Source organism: Brevibacterium sp. SMBL_HHYL_HB1, assembly GCF_018208375.1.
Taxonomy (GTDB): domain Bacteria; phylum Actinomycetota; class Actinomycetes; order Actinomycetales; family Brevibacteriaceae; genus Brevibacterium; species Brevibacterium intestinavium.
Genome location: NZ_CP062936.1, coordinates 945,609 through 967,436 on the forward strand (window position 1 = coordinate 945,609; position 21,828 = coordinate 967,436).

22 protein-coding genes are annotated in these 21,828 nt (G+C 67.2%); 20 read left to right on the forward strand and 2 right to left on the reverse strand.

The features are described 5' to 3' along the window. Nucleotides 1–39 precede the first annotated feature (39 nt). The 11 genes from IG171_RS04495 to dapF all read left to right on the forward strand — a co-directional run bounded on the left by IG171_RS04495 (nt 40) and on the right by dapF (nt 11,339). Nucleotides 40–2,784, forward strand: a complete 2,745-nt coding sequence (locus IG171_RS04495; protein WP_212130191.1) for a DNA translocase FtsK — start codon at nt 40–42, stop codon at nt 2,782–2,784. Between the two features lie 65 nt (nt 2,785–2,849). After that, nucleotides 2,850–3,575 carry a CDP-diacylglycerol--glycerol-3-phosphate 3-phosphatidyltransferase gene (gene pgsA, locus IG171_RS04500; protein ID WP_212130193.1) on the forward strand — a complete coding sequence of 242 codons (726 nt, stop codon included), beginning with the start codon at nt 2,850–2,852 and terminating at the stop codon, nt 3,573–3,575. Beyond that, entirely contained in the window at nt 3,568–4,152 is a 585-nt protein-coding gene (locus IG171_RS04505) for a CinA family protein (protein ID WP_249204055.1), read from the forward strand. The genes pgsA and IG171_RS04505 overlap by 8 nt, the downstream gene beginning before the upstream one ends. Before the next feature lie 185 nt (nt 4,153–4,337). Continuing rightward, on the forward strand, nt 4,338–4,667 hold the full coding sequence (locus IG171_RS04510) for a helix-turn-helix transcriptional regulator (RefSeq protein WP_212130196.1): 330 nt from the start codon (nt 4,338–4,340) through the stop codon (nt 4,665–4,667). Beyond that, nucleotides 4,667–4,894 carry a DUF3046 domain-containing protein gene (locus IG171_RS04515; RefSeq protein WP_212130197.1) on the forward strand — a complete coding sequence of 76 codons (228 nt, stop codon included), beginning with the start codon at nt 4,667–4,669 and terminating at the stop codon, nt 4,892–4,894. Before IG171_RS04510 ends, IG171_RS04515 begins: the two co-directional genes overlap by 1 nt. Before the next feature lie 378 nt (nt 4,895–5,272). Further along, nucleotides 5,273–6,367: a recombinase RecA gene (gene recA, locus IG171_RS04520; RefSeq protein ID WP_212130198.1), complete on the forward strand. Its 1,095-nt coding sequence runs from the start codon at nt 5,273–5,275 to the stop codon at nt 6,365–6,367. Beyond that, nucleotides 6,321–7,112, forward strand: coding sequence for a regulatory protein RecX (locus IG171_RS04525; RefSeq protein ID WP_249204057.1), 792 nt, complete (start codon nt 6,321–6,323; stop codon nt 7,110–7,112). The genes recA and IG171_RS04525 overlap by 47 nt, the downstream gene beginning before the upstream one ends. Nucleotides 7,113–7,218: 106 nt before the next feature. Further along, complete coding sequence (gene miaB, locus IG171_RS04530; protein WP_212130199.1) at nt 7,219–8,715, forward strand: tRNA (N6-isopentenyl adenosine(37)-C2)-methylthiotransferase MiaB; 1,497 nt, start codon at nt 7,219–7,221, stop codon at nt 8,713–8,715. A 1-nt stretch (nt 8,716) separates the two neighbouring features. Then, nucleotides 8,717–9,382, forward strand: coding sequence for a hypothetical protein (locus tag IG171_RS04535; RefSeq protein ID WP_212130200.1), 666 nt, complete (start codon nt 8,717–8,719; stop codon nt 9,380–9,382). Next, a complete protein-coding gene (gene miaA, locus IG171_RS04540; protein WP_212130201.1) occupies nt 9,379–10,353 on the forward strand; it encodes a tRNA (adenosine(37)-N6)-dimethylallyltransferase MiaA in 975 nt (324 codons plus the stop codon). Before IG171_RS04535 ends, miaA begins: the two co-directional genes overlap by 4 nt. After that, the gene (gene dapF / locus IG171_RS04545) at nt 10,350–11,339 is read left to right on the forward strand and encodes a diaminopimelate epimerase (RefSeq protein ID WP_212130202.1); all 990 of its coding nucleotides are present in this window, start codon (nt 10,350–10,352) and stop codon (nt 11,337–11,339) included. Before miaA ends, dapF begins: the two co-directional genes overlap by 4 nt. A 54-nt stretch (nt 11,340–11,393) precedes the next feature. Here dapF and IG171_RS04550 read toward each other — a convergent pair whose 3' ends face one another. Next, nucleotides 11,394–12,008 carry a methyltransferase gene (locus IG171_RS04550; protein ID WP_212130204.1) on the reverse strand — a complete coding sequence of 205 codons (615 nt, stop codon included), beginning with the start codon at nt 12,006–12,008 and terminating at the stop codon, nt 11,394–11,396. Nucleotides 12,009–12,117: 109 nt separating this feature from the next. Between IG171_RS04550 and hflX the strand changes: the two genes are divergently transcribed. Then, the gene (gene hflX, locus IG171_RS04555; protein WP_212130206.1) at nt 12,118–13,590 is read left to right on the forward strand and encodes a GTPase HflX; all 1,473 of its coding nucleotides are present in this window, start codon (nt 12,118–12,120) and stop codon (nt 13,588–13,590) included. Then, the gene (locus IG171_RS04560; RefSeq protein WP_212130207.1) at nt 13,587–15,554 is read left to right on the forward strand and encodes an ATP-dependent DNA helicase; all 1,968 of its coding nucleotides are present in this window, start codon (nt 13,587–13,589) and stop codon (nt 15,552–15,554) included. The genes hflX and IG171_RS04560 overlap by 4 nt, the downstream gene beginning before the upstream one ends. A 168-nt stretch (nt 15,555–15,722) precedes the next feature. Here IG171_RS04560 and lexA read toward each other — a convergent pair whose 3' ends face one another. Next, nucleotides 15,723–16,478, reverse strand: a complete 756-nt coding sequence (gene lexA, locus IG171_RS04565) for a transcriptional repressor LexA (protein ID WP_212130209.1) — start codon at nt 16,476–16,478, stop codon at nt 15,723–15,725. 234 nt (nt 16,479–16,712) lie between these two features. Between lexA and IG171_RS04570 the strand changes: the two genes are divergently transcribed. From IG171_RS04570 to IG171_RS04600, 7 genes are all read left to right on the forward strand, one after another. Next, a complete protein-coding gene (locus IG171_RS04570; RefSeq protein WP_212130211.1) occupies nt 16,713–17,051 on the forward strand; it encodes a LysM peptidoglycan-binding domain-containing protein in 339 nt (112 codons plus the stop codon). 109 nt (nt 17,052–17,160) lie between these two features. Then, entirely contained in the window at nt 17,161–18,396 is a 1,236-nt protein-coding gene (locus IG171_RS04575) for a histidinol-phosphate transaminase (protein ID WP_212130213.1), read from the forward strand. Continuing rightward, nucleotides 18,393–18,989 carry an imidazoleglycerol-phosphate dehydratase HisB gene (gene hisB, locus IG171_RS04580; protein ID WP_212130214.1) on the forward strand — a complete coding sequence of 199 codons (597 nt, stop codon included), beginning with the start codon at nt 18,393–18,395 and terminating at the stop codon, nt 18,987–18,989. Before IG171_RS04575 ends, hisB begins: the two co-directional genes overlap by 4 nt. Then, nucleotides 18,986–19,588: a hypothetical protein gene (locus IG171_RS04585; RefSeq protein ID WP_212130215.1), complete on the forward strand. Its 603-nt coding sequence runs from the start codon at nt 18,986–18,988 to the stop codon at nt 19,586–19,588. The genes hisB and IG171_RS04585 overlap by 4 nt, the downstream gene beginning before the upstream one ends. Further along, nucleotides 19,585–20,211, forward strand: coding sequence for an imidazole glycerol phosphate synthase subunit HisH (gene hisH / locus IG171_RS04590; RefSeq protein ID WP_212130216.1), 627 nt, complete (start codon nt 19,585–19,587; stop codon nt 20,209–20,211). The genes IG171_RS04585 and hisH overlap by 4 nt, the downstream gene beginning before the upstream one ends. A gap of 59 nt (nt 20,212–20,270) precedes the next feature. Next, nucleotides 20,271–21,008, forward strand: coding sequence for a bifunctional 1-(5-phosphoribosyl)-5-((5-phosphoribosylamino)methylideneamino)imidazole-4-carboxamide isomerase/phosphoribosylanthranilate isomerase PriA (priA, locus tag IG171_RS04595; protein WP_212130217.1), 738 nt, complete (start codon nt 20,271–20,273; stop codon nt 21,006–21,008). A 4-nt stretch (nt 21,009–21,012) separates the two neighbouring features. Further along, a complete protein-coding gene (locus IG171_RS04600) occupies nt 21,013–21,771 on the forward strand; it encodes an SseB family protein (protein ID WP_212130218.1) in 759 nt (252 codons plus the stop codon). Nucleotides 21,772–21,828 lie beyond the last annotated feature (57 nt).

Genomic DNA, 21,828 nt, shown 5'->3' on the forward strand with positions numbered 1-21,828 from the left:
ACAAACGTTGTCACCGGTGCATGGAGGGGAGTGGCCCACATGGCCGGAAACCGTGCACGTAAGACTCTCAGCGACGAGCCGACCGATCAGTCACCGACGAAGCGAGACGGCACTGCCTTCTTCCTCATCGGACTCTCGATCGTCATCGCCGCCTTCGAATGGTGGAACATTCCCGGGGCCATGAGCGATGGCGTCCGCGGTGTCGTCGAAGGCACCTTCGGGCGTGTGGCTCTCGCCCTGCCCGTGATCTTCACCTGCTATTCCATCCGCCTGTTCCTGCGCGGAGACGACAACCGCGGCAACAACCGCATCCTTATCGGGATGATCTTCGGCCTGCTCGCGGCCTCCGGACTGGCACACATCGCCGCCGGCAACCCCGGCTTCACGAACTCCCGTGAGGCCATGGCCAACGGGGGAGGCGCCCTCGGCTTCGTCGTCTCCTCACCGCTGGTCGTCGCCACCACCGTCTACGTCGCCGTGCCGCTGCTCGTCCTCCTGGGGCTCTTCTCCCTGCTCGTGGTCACAGCCACCCCGGTGCGTGCGATCCCCAAGCGGCTGACCGAGCTCTACTGGCGTCTGACCGGAGGGGCTCGCCCGGAGACCGCGGCCGAGGCCGAGGAGGACCAGCGCGACCTCGTCGCCGAGAACGGTCGCACCTCGAACCTCAAACCCGTCATGGGCGCCAAGCGCCGGAGCCGGAAGAAGAAGACCGAGACCTCCGAGTCCTCGTCCGGCGATGACGACACCGCGACGAAGGCCTACGACAAGGCCTACATCCACGAGAACGACGTCAACGACGAAGAAGCCGACACCGAGGTCATCGAGACCGAACCGAAGCTCAAGCCCGGTCAGCGCCGGCCGACCAAGGCCGAGCGGGAGATGGCAGCGCTGAAGAAGACCATCGGCATGGACGAGGAGAAGGGAGCCTCGGGGCAGAAGTCCGACGACGCGGCCGCCTCGTCGCCCGTGCCGACGACGAACGCTCCGCCGGCGCCTCCGACCGAACAGCTGCCCGAACGCGTCGAGCAGCTCACCCTCGCCGGGGACGTCACCTACACCCTGCCCGCCTCGGACAATCTCCAGCCGGGACCGCCCGCGAAGGAGCGCTCCGAGGCCAACGACCGCGTCGTCGAGGCGCTGCGCGATGTGCTCGAGCAGTTCAAGATCGACGCCCAGGTCACCGGCTTCTCCCGCGGGCCCACGGTCACCCGCTACGAGGTCGAACTCGGCCCGGGCACGAAGGTCGAGAAGGTCACGGCCCTGTCGAAGAACATCTCTTATGCGGTCGCCAGCGCCGATGTGCGCATCCTCTCGCCGATCCCCGGCAAGAAGGCGATCGGCATCGAGATCCCGAACTCCGACCGTGAGAACGTGGCCCTCGGCGATGTGCTGCGGTCGAAGGCCGCCCGCAAGTCCGACCACCCGATGGTCATGGGGGTGGGCAAGGACGTCGAGGGCGGCTTCGTCGTCGCCGACCTGTCGAAGATGCCCCACCTGCTCGTCGCCGGTGCCACCGGTGCCGGTAAGTCGAGCTTCGTGAACTCGATGATCACCTCGATCATGATGCGGGCGACCCCCGACGACGTGCGCATGATCCTCGTCGACCCCAAGCGCGTGGAGCTGACGATCTACGAGGGCATCCCGCACCTCATCACCCCCATCATCACGAACCCGAAGAAGGCCGCCGAGGCGCTCGAATGGGTCGTGCGCGAGATGGACGCCCGCTACGACGACCTGGCCACCTACGGATTCAAGCACGTCAAGGAGTTCAACAAGGCCGTCCGCGAAGGCCGCATTCACCCGCCGGCCGGGTCCGAGCGTGTGCTGCAGCCCTACCCGTACCTGCTGGTCGTCGTCGACGAGCTCGCCGACCTCATGATGGTCGCCCCGCGCGATGTCGAAGCCTCGATCCAGCGCATCACGCAGCTCGCCCGCGCTGCCGGCATCCACCTGGTGCTGGCCACCCAGCGCCCCAGCGTCGACGTCGTCACCGGCCTCATCAAGGCCAATGTGCCCTCCCGCCTGGCGTTTGCGACCTCGTCGCTGGCCGACTCCCGCGTCGTGCTCGACCAGCCGGGTGCGGAGAAGCTCATCGGCCAGGGCGATGCCCTGTTCCTGCCGATGGGCGCGGCCAAGCCGATGCGCGTCCAGGGCGCCTGGGTCAACGAGTCCGAGATCGAGAAGGTCGTCGAACACGTCAAGGGCCAGCTCAAGCCGAACTACCGTGAGGACGTGGCCGTCGAGGCCCCGAAGAAGCAGATCGACGAGGAGATCGGCGACGATCTCGAACTCCTGCTCCAGGCCGTCGAACAGGTCGTGACCACTCAATTCGGGTCGACCTCGATGCTGCAGCGCAAGCTGCGCGTCGGCTTCGCCAAGGCCGGCCGCCTCATGGACCTCATGGAATCCCGCGGCATCGTCGGACCCTCCGAGGGATCCAAGGCCCGCGATGTGCTCGTCCGCCCCGATGACCTGCCGGGAACCCTGGCGATCATCAAGGGCGAGACTCCGCCCGACGAGGACTCCGGAGGCGCGGCCGAATCCGACGGGAACGGGGCCGCGGCCGACGGGAACTCGGGACACGCCTCGGCGGCGGGTGACTTCGACGAGGAGTTCGAGGACTCCGGAGCGTCGTCGAACTCCGCTTCGCACCACGGTTCGAACCGCTACGCTCAGGGCGTCGGCCATGCCGAGGACCTCAGCGTCGGCGACGTCGATCCGGAGACCGGACTCGAAGTCGTCGAAGCCAGCGGTGAGGACGCCTGGCAGCTGACCGGCCGCTGAGGTCGGGCCGCCTCGGTGCCGGTGATTGCGATGGTGTGCCCAGCTGACTCCGATAGGGTGGTCACGTGAACGATCGAGTTGAGGCCGGATCCTCTCAGCAGCCCGCCGCAGAACCGAGTCCGTGGAACGTGCCGAACGGGCTGACGGTGCTGCGCATCCTCTTGGTGCCCGTCTTCCTGGTGCTGCTCCTGGTCCACGGAGGCGATGACGTCACCACGCGGTGGTGGGCACTCGTCGTGTTCCTGTTGGCCATGCTCACCGACAAGATCGACGGCGACCTGGCCCGCAAACACAACCTCGTGACGAACTTCGGCAAGATCGCCGACCCCATCGCAGACAAGTCGCTCATGGCCGCCGCCCTCATCGGCCTGGCCGTCATCGTCGAACTGCCCTGGTGGGTGCCCGTGATCATCCTCGTACGCGAATTCGGCATCACCGTGCTGCGGTTCTTCATGATCCGCATCATCGTCATGCCCGCCTCCCGCGGGGGGAAGATCAAGACCGTGCTCCAGACCGTGGCGATCGGACTCTTCCTGCTCCTCTTCCCCCTGTCCGACCTCGTCCCGTCCGTGGTGTACTTCATCCTGCTCGTCTTCGCCTGGATCGTGATGACAGCGGCCATCGTCGTCACGCTTATCACCGGGATCGACTACTGCGTGCAGGCGGCGAAGCTCTACCGTGAGGCGAAATCGGACGGCGGAGACGGCAAGGGGCTCAGCGGGCAGGCCGGGCCGAATGCGGACGGTCCCGATGGCGGCGCCGGACCCGACGGGGACGGAACCCGTGCCTGAGCCGGAGCTTCTTGAGACCAACAGGCGGATCATCGCCTCCTGCACACGGCTGGGGCTGTCGCTGGCGTCAGCTGAGTCTCTGACCGGCGGTCGGTTCGTCGCCTCGCTCGTCGACGTGCCCGGCGCCTCGGCGGTCGTGCGCGGGGGACTGGTCACCTATGCCACCGACCTCAAATCGAGCCTGGCCGCCGTCGACGCCGACCATCTCGAGGAGACCGGACCGGTCGATCCGGTCGTCGCAGCGCAGATGGCCGTGGGCACGGCCGTCAAGTGCGTGGCCGACATCGGGATCTCGTGCACCGGTGTGGCCGGGCCCGACCCCCAGGACGGCAAACCCGTGGGTCTCGTCTACACGGCCATCGCTTTCGGCGGCAAGCCGAAGGTGTTCGAACACGTTTTCAGCGGTGACCGGGACACCATCCGCGATCGCACGGTCCAGGCCATGTCGGCCAACCTCGAGGAGTTCGTCTCCGAACTCGCGTACGGTCCGTCCGAGTCCGGCGAAAGCGAGCGAGGTGCGGGGTCGATCGATCAGGCCGGATCCGACGGCGGGAACGACGACGGGGACGACACCTGAGGAATAAGTTCGACCCGGGCGGGGTTTGAGTGAGTAATGACCAACGGACCGAAATTCTCCAAAGTCTTCGAATGGACTGGCAAAATCATCCGCTCGGGGCACCAGGTTGGTGCAGTATCACAGCCAGGCTGTAAGCTTGAGGGAACCAGCACGACGGGACGCGCAGATCAAGGGAGGGTCGCGTAATGTTACTGAGAGTCGAAATCGGCGACGCACTTCGTTCCGCTCGCCGTCATCAGGGACGCACCCTTCGCGATGTCTCGAACGGGGCCAGCGTCTCGCTGGGCTACCTCAGCGAGATCGAACGCGGACAGAAGGAAGCCTCCTCGGAGCTGCTGTCCGCGATCTGCGAAGCACTCGACCTGCCGCTGTCGGCACTGCTGTCATCGGTGTCCGACCGCTTCGCTCTCGAAGAGGGAGTGCAGATCCCCGACACCATCCCGCAGGAGCTGTCGGACAAGATCCTCGGCCATCCCGATGGATACTCTGCCCCGCGCCTGGCCGCTAAGCCCTGATGCGTCACACGCTCTACTGGACACTCATGAATGAGGAGTTCGGCGAGGCGCGTGCGGCCTCCCTGCACACCGACCTGACCTTGAGCTCCCTGGGTTCGCGCACCGCCGCACAGGCCTTCGAGGCCGGGGTCGAACCCCGTGATATCTGGATCGCCGTCTGCGACTCCATGAGCGTGCCCGAATCGCGTCGCCTGGGCAAGGAGAAGCCGCGCTCCCGTCCGTTCTGATTTCGGTCGGACGGGTCGCGAATCTCACCGACGGGCACGTCCGGGCGCGACAACCGGTCGCGCCGGTCCACGACAGCCGCGTGTCTGGCTAAGCGTGTCTGGCCAAGGAGGGTTGCGCGCATCTGGCAAGGACAGTCACGCGCGTCCACGCGCGTCTGGGAAAGACCGGCGCGCATCTGGCAAAGACTGTCGGACCCGACACGCGACACACCCGAATATATCGAACACCTGTTCCCATATGGGTTATGCTGGTGGGAAATCACGGGACCTGTGACCATGAGTGGCTGGTTATCCACGGGGGAATTTCGTCCTCTGTCGTTATGTCAGTGCCATCTTCTAGCCTTGGTCTCAAAGGAACAGCAACGAAGAGGAGACGTCATGGCACGTACACCCAAGAACGCCCAGGTCCCCACCGGCGGCGATAAGTCGAAGGCCCTCGACGCCGCTATGGGGCAGATCGATCGCAACTACGGCAAGGGCGCGATCATGCGTCTGGGTGACGGCGTTCGCGAACCCATCGCGTCGATCCCGACCGGTTCGGTCGCGCTCGATATCGCTCTGGGCATCGGCGGACTCCCGCGCGGCCGCGTCGTCGAGATCTACGGTCCGGAATCCTCCGGTAAGACGACCGTGGCCCTGCACGCCGTGGCCAACGCCCAGAAGGGCGGCGGCATCGCCGCGTTCATCGATGCCGAGCACGCTCTGGATCCGGAGTATGCGAAGAAGCTCGGTGTCGACACCGACCAGCTGCTCGTGTCCCAGCCGGACACTGGTGAGCAGGCGCTCGAGATCGCCGATATGCTCATCCGCTCCGGTGCTCTCGACATCATCGTCATCGACTCCGTGGCCGCACTCGTGCCCAAGGCCGAGATCGAGGGCGAGATGGGCGACAGCCACGTCGGCCTGCAGGCGCGACTGATGTCCCAGGCGCTGCGCAAGATCACCGGCGCCCTCGCCCAGTCGAAGACGACTGCGATCTTCATCAACCAGCTGCGTGAGAAGGTCGGCGTCTTCTTCGGATCGCCGGAGACCACCTCGGGCGGTAAGGCACTGAAGTTCTACGCCTCGGTCCGCGTCGACGTCCGCCGCATCGAAACCCTCAAGGAGGGTCAGGACGCGGTCGGCAACCGGACACGCGCGAAGATCGTGAAGAACAAGGTCGCCCCTCCGTTCAAGCAGGCCGAGTTCGACATCCTCTACGGGCACGGGATCTCCCGCGAGGGCAGCCTCATCGATATGGGCGTCGACAACGGCATCATCCGCAAGTCCGGCTCCTGGTTCACCTATGACGGTGATCAACTGGGCCAGGGCAAGGAGAACGTCCGCAACTTCCTCCGCGACAACCCCGGCCTGGCAGAGGAGATCGAGCTGAAGATCAAGCACAAGCTGGGTCTGATCGAGGCCGACGAACCGGAGGAAGACGCCGATGACTCCGCAGCGACCGCGCAGACGGATGACGTCGAAGTCTCCTGATACGCAAGACGACGGGTCCGCTGCCGCACCGTCCCGCTCGGCCGGTGCGGGGGACTCGGAGCAGTCAGAGACGCTCACACAGCTGCGTGAGGCGATCTCCGAGATCGACCAGCGCCATGCCGAGGGCGAATCCGGCTTCTTCACCGGGTTGTCCGCACCCGGCGGGAGCGTCGAATCCACCGCTGACGGCTGGTCCGAAGGACACGCGGGCTCAGCCCCGGATTTCGCCGATGCACACAGCTTCGCTGATGGCGGATCAGACGATGCCGAGGACGGTGCGGACTTCGACGCCGACTACGCGAAGGCGAAGAAGACGGCGATGAACATGCTCGCCATGCGTGACCATTCGCGTGAAGAGCTGCGCAAGAAACTGCTCAAACGCGACCTCATGTCCGAAGCCGTCAACGAACTCATCATCAAGCTCGAGAACTCCCGCCTGCTCAACGACGAGGAGTTCGCCCACCGCTTCGTCCGGGCTCAGCGGGAGAACCGCAAGCTCTCCCGCGCCGTGCTCAAACGCGAACTCAGCAAGAAGGGCATCAGTGCCGAACTCGCCGATGAGGCCGTGGCCGAAGTCGACGGGGAAGAGGAACTGGCCCGTGAGGTCGCCGCGAAGAAGGCCGCCTCCACCCGACGGTTGGACTACGCGGTGCGCGAGAGACGGATCCTCGGCATGCTCGCCCGCCGCGGCTTCCCCTCGGCGATCTGCATCAAGGTCACCCGGGAAGTGCTGGACGAAGACTGATCGAGAGGCGATGGTCCGACCGCATGCCGGGGGCCTACGACGCTTGGTCCGTGACCCTGTCCGCGGGTGCGGCCCCAGCGGCGGGAACGGCTAGAATGGTTCCGCGATGACTGAACTGATTGACTCCCCGACGACGTCCGAGACCGCACCTCGCAGCTACGAGGTCAAGACCTACGGATGTCAGATGAACGTGCACGACTCCGAGCGTCTCTCCGGACTCCTCGACGATGCCGGCTACGTTCAGGCCAGCAGCGAAGACCAGGCCGATGTCGTCGTCTTCAACACCTGTGCCGTGCGTGAGAACGCCGACAACCGCCTCTACGGCAACCTCGGCCAGCTCGCGAAGGTCAAGGAGAAGCACCCGGGCCTGCAGATCGCCGTCGGCGGATGCATGGCGCAGAAGGACCGCGACACGATCGTGAAGAAGGCCCCCTGGGTCGACGTCGTCTTCGGCACCCACAATATGGGCTCGCTGCCGGCACTGCTCGAACGCGCCCGCCACAACGAGGAAGCCCAGGTCGAGATCCTCGAAAGCCTCGACGTCTTCCCCTCCACACTGCCCAGCCGCCGCGAATCCCAGCACTCCGGGTGGGTGTCGATCTCCGTCGGCTGCAACAACACCTGCACCTTCTGCATCGTGCCCAGCCTGCGCGGCAAGGAGAAGGACCGGAGGCCCGGCGACATCCTCGCCGAGGTCGAAGCCCTCGTGGCCGATGGAGTCGTCGAAGTCACCCTGCTCGGGCAGAACGTCAACTCCTACGGCTCGGAATTCCGCGACAAGGGCGCCTTCGCCAAACTGCTGCGCGCCGTCGGCAATGTCGACGGGATCGAACGGGTTCGCTTCACCAGCCCCCACCCGGCGGCCTTCTCCGATGATGTCATCGACGCCATGGCCGAAACCGCCACGGTCATGCCTCAGCTGCACATGCCGCTGCAGTCCGGCTCGGACACGATCCTCAAATCCATGCGCCGGTCGTATCGGACGAAGCGATTCATGAACATCCTCGACACCGTCCGTGAACGCATCCCGCACGCGGCCATCACCACCGACATCATCGTCGGATTCCCCGGTGAGACCGAAGAGGATTTCCAGGGCACCATGGACATCGTCCGCCGCGCCCGGTTCTCCCAGGCCTTCACCTTCCAGTATTCCATCCGCCCCGGCACTCCGGCGGCGACGATGGACGATCAGGTGCCCAAGGACGTCGTGCAGGAGCGCTTCGAACGGCTCACCGCGCTGCAGGACGAAATCGCGTGGGAAGAGAACAAGGCCCAGATCGGCCGGCCCGTCGAGGTGCTTGTGACCAAACTGCCCCACGGCGACTCGCCACGGCTGAGCGGGCGGGCCGCCGACAACCGGCTCGTCCACGTCGGCATCCCCGAAGGAGCGCCGATGCCCCGACCGGGAGACTTCGTCACCACCACCGTCACCGAGGCCAAGCCCTACTTCCTCCTCGCCGACTCCGGATACACGGTCCGGCCCTCCAGCGCCGGTGACGCCTACGATCGCGCGCAGGCCGACAGCTGCGGTGCCCCCACCGCAGGTCAGGGCGCCGGCGCGAGAACCAACCTCGGCATGCCGACCATTCGCACCCGCGGCTGAGATGGGCTCCTACGCAATCATCCCGGCAGCCCCCGTGCTGCTTGATGACGTCGACTTCATCGAAACGGCGCAGACGGCCGAACTGCGCGCCACCATCAGGGCGACACTGCGGACACAGCCGTCGTGGGCGCTGCCGGTCGAGACACTGCCGCCCGTGGCCGGACTCGGAGGCTGGGGCATCGACCGCGGAATCGACACCGTCAGCGGCCGGCTGCTCACCGGCAGTCACTGGGTCGAAGCTGTCGAATCCCTGACCGATGCCGATCGAGCCGCCGCCGAAGCCGTCGATCCGGCCGTCATCATCGCGCTCCTCCATGCCCACAGCGCCGACGTCGAGGTCGGCCCACTCGGTTCCAGCCCGAACCTGCTCCTGCCCATCGACCTGTCCGCGGCGGTGACGGACAACGCACCTCTGGCACCGGTCGATGGGGCCGCGGACTTCGACGCCGCGGTCGTCACGGCACTGACCGGCACTGCCGAGATCGACACCGACAGGCTGATGGCGCTGTGCGCAAGCGCCGAGACAGTCCACGCCGACCTCACGAGTCTGCGAGCCGGCATCCGGCACATCGTCGCACGCGGCGGCACCATCTCGGCACCGGAGCTGAGCGTCGACGAACGCGTCCACGAGGTGCGCTGCCTGTGCGGAACCGGAACCTGGACATGAGCACGCATGAGCCCGGGGAAGCAGGCCCGGACAGAAGCGGCGACCAGGCGCCGATCATCACCGTCGTCGGGGCCACCGCCACGGGGAAGTCGGATCTCGCGCTCGACCTGGCCGAACACCTCGGCGGGGAGATCATCAATACGGACTCGATGCAGTTCTATCGGGGCATGGACATCGGCACCGCGAAACTGCCGGTCGAGGAGCGGCGCGGGATCCCGCACCACCTCATCGACATCCTCGACGTCACCGCCGAGGCGAACGTCCAGGACTTCCAGGCCCGCGCCCGAACCGCCATCGCCGACATCCGCGACCGCGGCCACCGGCCCATCCTCGTCGGCGGCTCCGGACTCTACGTGCGTGCGGCCGTCGACCATATGGAGTTCCCCGGCACCGATCCCGACCTCCGTGCCCGTCTCGAAGCGGAGGCCGCTGCCGACCGGTGGAGCCTGCACCAGCGGCTGCGCGAACTCGACCCGACGGCGGCGGAGAAGATCACCGTCAACGATCAGCGGCGCATCGCCCGGGCCCTCGAGGTCATCGAACTCACCGGCCGGGCCTTCAGCGCCCAGCTGCCCGACTACCAGGAGATCGAACCGACGATCCATCTGGGGCTGAGCATGGACCGGCCGGTGCTCCACGAGCGCATCGCCGCCCGAGTCGAACTCATGTGGGACCACGGGTGGGTCGATGAGGTGCGCAGCCTGCTTGAGGTCGGTCTGGCCGAGGGCAGAACCGCCTCACGGGCCATCGGCTACGCCCAGATCCGCCGGCACCTCGACGGGGAGCTGTCCGCCGCCGAGGCGAAGGAGGAGACGATCGTCAGAACCCGTCAGTTCGCCCGCCGGCAGGACACCTGGTTCCGCCGCGACCCCCGCATCCACTGGATCGACGGCTGCGCCGCCGATGCCGAACGGAACCGGGCACGGGCACTCGACATCCTCGCTGGTCCCACCGATAGGATGGAGACATGAGCACTCCGGATACCCCGTTCGCCGCCTTGGCCGATGTCTCCTTCGTCAAGGGACACGGCACCCAGAACGACTTCGTCCTGCTGTTCGACGATGACAGCCGGCTGGAGATGCATCCGGAGACCATCGCCACCCTGGCCGATCGTCGCGCCGGGCTCGGCGCAGACGGCATCATCCGCATCGTGCGCTCGGCCGCCAGCGGGATCCCCGGAGCCGATGAGCAGGCCGCGGCCGGAGCCGAATGGTTCATGGACTACTACAACCACGACGGCAGCCTGTCCGAGATGTGCGGCAACGGAGTCCGTGTCTTCGCCCACACGCTCGTGACCAGCGGGCGCGTCCCGGCCGATGCCCGCGATATCCTCATCGGCACCCGTGATGGCATCAAGACCGTGCGGACCACTCTCAACCCGGCCCTCGGCGTCCAGACCGGCGACGACGTCGTGGCCGCCGGAACATCCGGGCCCGGATCATCGACCGATGCCTGGTACACGATCGACATGGGCGAATGGTCGCTCGACCCGGCGAGTTCGGTGCTCGTGACCACCGGCGGCATCGAAGTGGCCCGACCCGGACTGCGCGTGTCCACCGGCAACCCGCACACGGTCGTGGCTCTGGCCGAGACGGCCGAACTCGAGGCCGCCGAGCTCCGCGACGCCCCGGTTCTCGACCCCGTGCCCGCACAGGGGGCGAACGTCGAATACATCGTCATGGAACCGGCCCGCTCCGACGTGGCCGGGGGAGAAGGGGCACTGCGGATGCGCGTGTTCGAACGCGGCGTCGGCGAAACCCGGTCATGCGGCACCGGTGCCTGCGCCGCCGCGATCGCCGCCCACCACTGGGCGGGGGAGAAGTCACCCCTGCAGTGGCGGGTGGATGTCCCCGGCGGTCAGCTGCGCATCGAGATCGACCCGAACCATGAGGGCACCAGCGGACGAGTCAGCCTCGCCGGCCCCGCGGTCCTCGTGGCAAGCGGCACGATCAGCTGAGACCCGAACCCAGCCCCGTCGAACCCGAACCCGTCGGGCCCCGTCCCGTCGTACCTAGCCCCGGTGGATCGTGAGCACGCGGAATCCCTTCGACGAGCCCGTGCGCACGACTTCGAATCCGTCGCCGAGCATCCCGGCGATCCACTTCTGCAGGGAATCGGCACCGAGGTTCTTCGATACGACGAGGTCAGCCCGGCCGTCGGGAGCCAGACGCGGAAGCCAGGTCTCCAGCAGCTCGTGCAGGGCCTCCTTGCCGATGCGGATCGGGGGATTGGACCGGATCGCGGCGAACTGCACCTCGGCGGGGATGTCCTCGGCGGTGACGGTGCGGACCGTTTCCAGACCCAAGCGGCGGGCATTTGCGGCGGTGGTCTCCAGGGACCGGGAATTGACGTCGAGGGCCCACACGCGCAGCCCCACCTCGGCGTCCCTGGCCTCCAGGGCCGTGTGCAGGGCGATCGGGCCCCAACCGCAGCCGAGGTCGAGCACATCACCGGCCGGCGGCTCGGGCAGATGCCGCAGCAGCACGGACGTGCCGAGGTCGAGGCGAGTGGGGGAGAAGGTGCCTGATACGGTTTCGACGGTGACCTCGCGGCCGGCCAGTTCGAGGCGCAGCTCACGGGTCTTGGCCTCGCTGCTCGGCGATTCGGTGAAATAGTGCTCTGACACCACTTCAGTCTAGACGGCTGTGGGAGAATTGATGGACACCACTGTCGGTGCCAAGGTTGACCAGACCCGTGCGAGCAGTCCGCGCGGGTGGCAGAGAACAAAGGAATGAATGACGTCTGAAGACAAAGAGCGTCGGAAAGCGATGCTCGACCGTGTGCTCTCCCGAGGTGCCCAAGCACTGGGCGATCATGACACCAGCGGCGAGGACGACCAGTTCGACCTCGCCGAGCGTGCCGCACTCACCCGTGTGGCCGGGCTCTCGACCGAGCTCGAGGACATCACCGAGGTCGAATACCGTCAGGTCAGGCTCGAACGGGTCGCTCTGGCCGGGATCTGGAACACCACCCAGGCCGAGGCCGAGAACTCGATCCGCGAGCTCGCCGCACTCGCCGAGACCGCCGGCTCCGAGGTCCTCGACGCGCTCATCCAACGCCGCGACAAACCGGACCCGGGCACCTACCTGGGCAGGGGCAAAGCCGCGGAACTCGCCGAGGTCGTCGCCTCCGTCGGTGCCGACACCGTGATCATCGACTCCGAGCTCGCGCCCAGCCAGAGGCGCGGGCTCGAAGATGTGATCAAGGTCAAGGTCATCGACCGCGTGGCCCTCATCCTCGACATCTTCGCCCAGCACGCGAAGTCCCGCGAAGGCAAGGCCCAGGTCGAACTCGCCCAACTCGAATACCTGCTCCCGCGCCTGCGCGGTTGGGGCGAATCCCTGTCCCGCCAGGCCGGTGGCCGCGTCGCCGGCGGTGCCGGGATCGGCTCACGCGGACCCGGCGAGACGAAGATCGAACTCGACCGCCGCCGCATCCGCACCCGGATGTCGAAGCTGCGCCGTGAGATCGCGGCCATGGCACCGTCGAGAGAGACCAAACGGAAGAACCGCGCCCGCCACCATGTGCCGTCGGTGGCGATCGTCGGGTACACGAACGCGGGCAAGTCCTCCCTGCTCAACCTCCTCACCGACGCCGAGGTGATGGTGCAGAACGCCCTGTTCGCCACCCTCGACCCGACCGTCCGGCAGGCGCAGACTGCCGATGGGCTCACCTTCACCTACACCGACACCGTCGGATTCGTCCGCAATCTGCCCCACCAGCTCGTCGAAGCCTTCCGCTCGACACTGGAGGAGGCCGCCGGCTCCGATCTGCTGCTCCACGTCGTCGACGCCTCGCACCCGGACCCCCACGGTCAGATCCAGGCCGTGCGCGAAGTTCTCAAGGACGTCGAGACCGGCGACATCCCCGAACTGCTCGTGTTCAACAAGTCCGATATCGCCGATGAGGCCGTGATCACCGGCCTGCGCGCGGAGTACCCTGAGGCGCGGTTTGTCTCCGCCGCCACCCAGGACGGCATCGATGACCTCATCGAGGCCATCGAGGGCCGACTGCCGGCCCCCGATATCGACATCACCGTGCTCATCCCCTATGAACGCGGCGACCTGGTCTCGAAGATCTACGCCCTGGGCACCGTCGAACACGAAGAGCACAACTCCGAGGGCACCAGCCTGCAGGCCAAGGTGCCGGCCGAGCTCGTCGACGAACTGCGCGAATTCCAGCGTCCGGACCTGGTCATCGACCAGTGACCGTCGACGAGCTCCTCTCATCGGCCGTCGGAGCCATCGGCGGGTCGACGCGCAGCGGTCAGCAGGAGATGGCACAGGCGGTCGCCTCGGCGGTGGACAAGGGAATCCACCTGCTCGTCCAGGCCGGAACCGGGACGGGCAAGTCCCTGGCCTATCTCGTGCCCGCGGCCGAATACGTCAGCCGCACCGGCGGCAAGGTCGTCGTGTCCACGGCGACCCTGGCCCTGCAGACGCAGATCATCCACCGCGATCTGCCGCGTCTGTTCAAGGCCGTGAAGAAGGACCTCGATCCGCTGCCGCGGGCCGCGCTGCTCAAGGGGCGGCGGAACTACGTGTGCAAGCACAAGCTCGCCGGCGGGTACCCGGACGAGGGCGAGGGCATGCTCTTCGACCTCGGTGCCGACGCCGAGGCAGGCCGCAAACCCTCCGAGCGCTCGGGCCTGGGGGAGGAGATCCAACGGATCCGCACCTGGGAGAAGATCACCGACACCGGCGACCGCGACGACCTCATGCCCGGCGTCAGCGACCGCGCCTGGTCGCAGGTTTCGGTCAACGCCTTCGACTGCCTCGGGGCGAACTGCCCGCTGGTGACCGAATGCTTCGCCGAGATCGCCCGGAACAAGGCCGCCGAGGCCGATATCGTCGTGACCAACCACGCACTGCTGGCCATCGACGCCTTCGGCGAATCGTCCGTGCTGCCCGACCACGACGTCATCATCATCGACGAGGCGCACGAGCTCAAGGACCGGGTGACCAACGCCCTGTCCGGGCAGATCAACACGAGCATGCTGCAGGCGGCCACGAGCTCCGTGCGCCGGCACACCCCGGTCCAGGACGGTGTCGTGTCCCTGCTCGACTCGGCCGCGGCGGCCCTCGAACGCGCTCAGTCGAGCGTGCCCGAAGGGCTCATCCTCAACATGAGTGAGGCGCTCGGGCTCGCGCTGGCACAGATCCGGGACTCCGCACGCCAGATCATCAACGACATCGGCGGCAAGTCCGAGGACGCCGATGCCGGTCGGCAGATGGCCAAGGCCCGGTGCCAGGAGATCTTCGAACTGGCCGAACGCTTCTGCGATCCGGGCAAGAACGACGTCATCTGGCTGACACGCTCGACCTTCCGGGAGAAGGAGACGACGAACCTCGTCATCGCCCCGCTGAGCGTGGCCGGGACCATGCGATCGGGCATCTTCGACGAATCCACCGTGGTGGCCACCTCGGCGACCCTGTCCCTGGGTGGGAATTTCGACGCCGTCGCCGCCTCATTGGGTCTGTTCGGACCCGACGCCCCGAAATGGGACAGCCTCGATGTCGGGTCCCCGTTCGACTACGGCAGACAGGGCATCCTCTATGTCGCCTCCCACCTGCCCCGGCCCGGCCGCAGCGGGATGAGCCCCGAGGCGCTGACCGAGCTCGAGGAGCTCGTGCGGGCCTCGGACGGCGGGGCGCTGGGACTGTTCTCCTCCCGGGCGGCCGCCACCGCCGCGGCCGAGCACCTGCGGGAGACGTTCGACTTCCCGATCCTGCTCCAAGGCGATGACGGGCTGTCGTCACTGGTCTCCCAGTTCACCGCGGACGATCGGGCCTGCCTGTTCGGCAGCATGTCGCTGTGGCAGGGGGTCGACGTGCCGGGGCGGACGAACCGGCTGGTCATCATCGACCGTCTGCCCTTCCCCCGCCCCGATGACCCGCTCATGCAGGCGCGGGCACGGGATGCCGATCAGCGCGGAGTCAACGGGTTCATGGCCGTGTCGGCCACACATGCGGCCCTGCGCCTGGCCCAGGGCGCCGGACGCCTCATCCGCTCGACGGGCGACAGGGGAGTCGTGGCGGTGCTCGACTCGCGGCTGCGGTCGGCCAGATACGCCGGCTTCCTCGTCAATTCGATGCCGCGGATGTGGCCGACGACGAATTCGGAACTCGTCCGCACGAGCCTGGGCAGGCTGGCCGCCGCCGACGAGGAATGAGGCGTGGAGCGGTAGCGGCGGCCGCTTGGCGCCCGGGGCGCGGCAGGAATGAGCGAACGCCCGTGGCCGAAGCGATCACGGGCGTTCGCGTTGGGGCAGGATCCGGGCGCTCTGCCGGGCCGGTCAGAGCCGGGGCCGGTCCCTCAGACCCGGCGACACCGGTGCCGGTCAGAGCCGGCGGATGACGGCGACGACGAGGCCCATGATCTGGGCGTAGGTGCCGTCGATGGGCTCGTAGTTCTCATTCTGCGGCAGCAGCCACTGATGACCGGCCTTGCGCTTGAGGGTCTTGACCGTGGCCTCACCGTCGAGCAGGGCCGCGACGATCTGTCCGTTGTCTGCGGTGTGCTGCTTGCGCACGACGACCCAGTCGTCATGGCAGATGGCGGCGTCGATCATCGAATCGCCGATGACCTTGAGCAGGAACATCTCACCCGAGCCGACGACCTGAGTCGGCAGGGAGAAGACATCGTCGACCTCCTGCTCGGCCAGGATCGGACCGCCGGCGGCGATGCGACCGACGACGGGAACCTGGACAGTGTTGTTCGACAGCTCCTCGAACTTCGCCCGCTCGGCCTCCTCCTCTTCGAAGGGATTGACCACTTCGATGGCCCGCGGGCGCTTCGGATCGCGGCGGACATAGCCGAGACGTTCGAGCTGCGAGAGCTGATGGGCCACGCTCGACAGAGAGGCGAGTCCGGCGGCCTTGCCGATCTCGCGCATGCTCGGCGGGTAGCCGTTGGCTACGACGGCGCGTTCGATGGTCTCGAGGACCAGACGCTGACGGGGAGTGAGGCGGAAATCGCCCTCACCGGTCGAACCCTCGGGAATCTCAACCTCATCGTCATCACTGCGGGCGGCAGCGATCTCACTGGCAACATCCTCGTTGCGAGGCCGGCCTCTGCCTCGTTTGTTCTGAACCATTGCTCGTTCCCCTTCGTTCTATTCCCTGCCGCTGAACGCCGCGATCTCCGCTGCGGAGATTCTCATGTCAGTGCCGACTGAGATGGTTCTGACAGATCGATCAACAACGCTGGTTCCTCCTCATTGTCGCATAGATGTTCGAGTTGGACTGGACATTTGTTCGATTGGCATGTTGAATAGAACAGACGTTCTACCGATTGCTGGTGGAATCGTACGAATGAAAGAGGTAATGCGATGTCTGCACAGAACACCGGGCTGCGCCTGACCACCCGTGGACGCCAGGCGGTGCGCCTTCTCAGAACCCTGCTCATTGCCGCCGTCGTCATCGGCGGAGCGCTCCTGCTCGCCACCCAGTCGTTCTCGGCCGCCGCTGTCGCCGAACCCGAGGCGGAGACCATCGGCATCGACGCCGAGGAGGTCGTCGTCGACGAGGGCCAGTCGCTGTGGACCGTGGCCTCGAACCTCGACCTCGACCGCGACACCCGCGATGTCGTGGCCGATATCGCCGAGCTCAACCACCTGTCCACCCCGACCGTCCATCCCGGCCAGACCCTCGACGTTCCCGTCCGCTGACGCTCGGCCGGCGCGCGTCGCGGCCGACGGCTGCGGAGACGAGGCGCCGGCCCATCTCGCGGTCCGACCCGCCGCCGGGGCAGCGGGGTCCTCTCGGTAGAATGATCGCGTGGGAAACATCGAATCTCTGCCAGTGCGCCCCGACCTCGTGGGTCTCAAACCCTACGGGGCTCCGCACCTGGACGTACCCGTCCAGCTCAACGTCAACGAGAACGCCTATCCGCTGCCCGAGGTCGTCATCGACAGCATGCGCGCTGCCGTCGACGACCACTTCGCCGGACTCAACCGCTATCCCGACCGTGAGTTCACGTCACTGCGTGAACACCTCGTGACCTATCTCAACACCATCAACGAACGTGCCGGTGACAGCGTCGCGCTGGAGCCCGAGATGATCTGGGCCGCCAACGGCTCGAACGAGGTCCTCAGCCATATCGTCCAAGCCTTCGGCGGACCCGGGCGCACCGTGCTCGGCTTCACGCCGTCGTATTCGATGCACCCGCTGATCACGACCGGAACCGGAGCCAGCTGGCTCAGCGCTGACCGCAAGGACGACTTCACCCTCGACGCTGAGACCGTCGCCGCCGAGGTGGCCCGGGTCGAGCCCGACATCGTCTTCCTCTGCACCCCGAACAATCCGACCGGGACCTCGATCGGCCTCGACGTCATCGAAGCCGCCTACGACAACTGCTCGGGCATCGTCATCGTCGATGAGGCCTATGCGGAATTCTCCCGCCCGGCCAAGTCCTCGGCGATGACCCTGCTGGAGGGCCGGCCCCGCCTCGTCGTGTCCCGGACGATGAGCAAGGCCTTCGCCTGCGCGGGTCTGCGCCTGGGCTACGCGGTCGCCGATCCCGCCCTCATCGACGTCCTCCGTCTCGTCCGGCTGCCCTACCACCTGTCCGAGGTCACGCAGGTGCTCGCCTGCACCGCGCTCGAACACGCGGAGGTGCTGCTGGGCAATGTCGACCGACTCATCGATTCCCGCAATCGGATGGCGGCCCATCTGGCCGAGGTGGGCTTCACCGTCCACGACAGCGATTCGAACTTCGTGCTCTTCGGCAGCATCTCCTCACCGGCCCAGCTGTGGCAGAAGCTGTGTGAGCGCGGTGTACTCATCCGCGATATCGGCATCGACGGCCACGCCCGCGTCAACGCCGGCACCGAGGAGGAGACCGACGCGTTCCTGCACGCCATCGATGAGATCCTCGCCGAATCCCCGGACATCCTCGCCGCCGGCCCGGCTGCTGCCGCCGCCGACTCGGGCGCCCGCACCGCAGTCCCGACCGACCTCCCGACCCGGGACGATCCGACCCCGTCACCCACTTCGACGAAAGGCACTCCATGAGGCAGGCCCAGAACTCACGCACCACCTCAGAGTCCACGGTGTCCGTGTCCGTCGCTCTCGACGGCACCGGCACTTCGACCATCTCCACGAGCGTGCCGTTCTTCGACCATATGCTCACCGCACTGTCGAAGCACTCGATGACCGACCTCGACATCACCGCCACCGGTGACACCCACATCGATGTCCACCACACCGTCGAGGACACCTCGATCGTGCTCGGGCAGACCCTGCGTGAGGCCCTCGGCGACAAGGCCGGCATCCGCCGGTACGGCTTCGCCGCCGTCCCGCTCGACGAAGCCCTGGCCCAGTGCGTCGTCGACGTCTCCGGCCGCCCCTACTTCGTCCACGAAGGCGAACCCGAGGGCCAGCAGTACCACCTCATCGGCGGTCACTTCACCGGCTCGATGACCTCCCACTCGCTGGAGTCCATCGCCTTCCACGGCGGACTGACCGTCCACCTCGACCTCGTGCGCGGTCGCGATCCGCACCACATCGTCGAGGCCCAGTACAAGGCCTTCGCCCGCGCCCTGCGCCAGGCCGTCGAAGAAGACCCCCGAAGCGATTCCGTCCCCAGCACCAAGGGAGTCCTGTGAGCACCACCGTCGTCGTGACCCCGTTCGGTCTCACCCAGCAGCTGGCCGCCGCCTGCGTGCTGTCGAACATCGAAGGCACCATCGTGCCGATCGGGGAGTTCTCCGGAATCGTCCTCAACGACACGGATGTCGCCACCGGCAACGAGGCGGCCGCCGCGATCTCGAAGCTCGCCGGCAAGCACGAGGTCCTCCTGCTCGTCCGCAGCGAGGAGCAGATCGACGCCGGCCACTACCGGCACGGGACCCGCGAATCCGATGTCCCGGCCGGCCTGGCGTTGAAGAACCTGCCCGATGTGCTCGAACAGCTCCTGCTCGAGACCGTGTCGGCCGAGGACGTCGAAGGCAGCATCCGCACGGACTCGATGACGAAGCTGCAGGCCAGCGCCGCCACCATGACACCGGGTCGGGCCGCCGTGGCCCGCACCGCTCTGCTGTGGATCATCGCCGCCGTCCTGGCCGGACTCGTCACCGCCTTCGGCATCGCCTTGGGCCTCGGCGGCAACACGCTGGCCTGGGTGGTCGCGGGCTTCGGCGTCATCGTCCTCGGCTTCTCCCTGTGGCGGATCTGGTCGGTGCTGAGCAGAGGGGCGAAACGATGACGACGGTCGCGGTCCTCGACTACGGAGCCGGCAACGTCCGCTCGGCTGTGCGTGCGGTCGCCGCCGCCGGCGCCGAGGTGACGCTGACGGCCGACCACGATGTCATCAACGACTCCGACGGACTCCTCGTCCCCGGCGTCGGGGCCTTCTCCGCCGTGATGGCCGGACTCGACAACGTCGGCGGCGTCGACCTCATCCGCGCCCGCCACGAACAGGGCCGTCCGCTGCTGGGCATCTGCGTGGGCCTGCAGGTGTTCTTCGCCCAAGGCCAGGAACACGGGGTGCAGACCGAGGGCATCGGACTGTGGCCCGGGGCCGTCACCGCCCTCGAAGCCCCGGTCGTGCCGCACATGGGCTGGACTCAGATCAGCGCCCCGGACGATTCCGCGATGTTCGCCGGCATCCGCGACGAGCGCTTCTACTTCGTCCACTCCTATGCCGTGGTCGATCCTCCGCCCGGAACGAAGGCGACCACCGCCCGCCACGGCAGCGACTTCATCGCCGCGGTCGAAGACGGCACCACCTGGGCCGCCCAATTCCATCCCGAGAAGTCCGCCGCCGCCGGAGCCCGTCTGTTGCGCAACTGGCTCGATTCCTTCGGCTCGGACGCACCCAGCTCCTGACCGAGCCCACCGACTAGCATTGCCCGAAACCCCGTGGCACCCCGTGCAGAAAGGTCACAATGACTGACACCACGAACAAGCTCGTACTCCTTCCCGCAGTCGACGTCGCCGACGGCAAAGCCGTCCGCCTCGTCCAGGGCGAGGCCGGCACCGAGACCGACTACGGCTCACCCATCGACGCGGCCCAGGACTTCGAGAACAGGGGAGCCGAATGGATCCACCTCGTCGACCTCGACGCGGCATTCGGACGCGGATCGAACTCCGACCTGCTCAACCAGGTGGTCAAGGCCGTGGGCATCAAGGTCGAGCTCTCCGGCGGAATCCGTGACACCGAGAGCCTGGAACGGGCGCTGGACACCGGCGCCGAGCGCGTGAACATCGGCACCGCCGCACTCGAGAACCCCGAGTGGACGGCCGAGATGATCTCCCGCTTCGGCGACCAGGTCGCCATCGGCCTCGACGTCCGCGGCACCACTCTGGCCGCCCGCGGCTGGACCCGGGACGGCGGGGACCTCTACGAGGTGCTCGAGACCCTCGAGACCGCCGGCTGCGCCCGCTATGTCGTCACCGATGTGCGCAAGGACGGCACCCTGCAGGGACCGAACGTCGAACTGCTCAAGTCACTGGCGGAGAAGACCGAGGCCCCGATCGTCGCCTCCGGCGGAGTCTCGAGCCTCGACGACCTGCGCGCCCTGCGTGAACTCGTGCCCTTCGGCGTCGACTCGGCGATCGTGGGCAAGGCCCTCTACGCGGGCAAGTTCAGCCTGGAAGAAGCCCTCGACGTCGCAGGACGGTGAGCCGGTGAGCACGCACGGGCCGACGGACTCGGCCGGTCAGGCCTGGGCCGGGCGGGAGCTGCGACCCAACCCGTTCTCCGGCGACAGCGGACTGGCCGATGCCGCCCTGCTCGAAGCGCTGCAGCAGGTCGCGGACTCGCCCCTGGATGCCCAGGCCCACCAGCGGGTCCTCGCCGCTCTGTCCGGAGCCCGGCTGTATGCGCCGATCGTGCCCATGGCCGTCGAACAGGAGGTCGGGGACAACGGGCTGATGGCCGACAACTCCTCGGAGATGGCCATGGTCCGCCTCCAGGCCGATGACGGACGCGAATGCACCCCGGGCTTCACCGGGATCCCGCCGCTGACGTCCTGGCACCCGCAGGCCCGGCCGGTGCCGATCGAATCCGAACGGCTCGTGCTCGGCGCGATCAAGGCCGAGTCCCAGCTCGTCGTCCTCGACCCGGGCGCCGAATCCTCGTTCCTGTTGCGCCGCCCGGCCATGTTCGCCTTCGTCCAGTCCCAGCCCTGGACCCCGGCCTGGGCCGACGCCGAGGTGGCCGACCGCCTGCGGACCGTCGCCGAAGCGTTCCCCTGGCTGGCCCGATTGGCCGTCAGCCCCGGCAGCAGCAGCGTCCACCTCGGCGGTCCGGAGGTGGGCATCACCCTCGGAGTCGAGTCCGAGGTGCCGCAGGAGGAGGTGCGCCGGTTCCAGGAGGCCGTGGCCGGCGATGAGGAGCTCGTGTCGAAGATCGACTCCCTGGCCATCCGCCTCGTCGAGAGCTGAATTCCGCTTCGTCGACAGCTGATCCGCTTCAGCGAACGGAATATGACGGATCCGGGT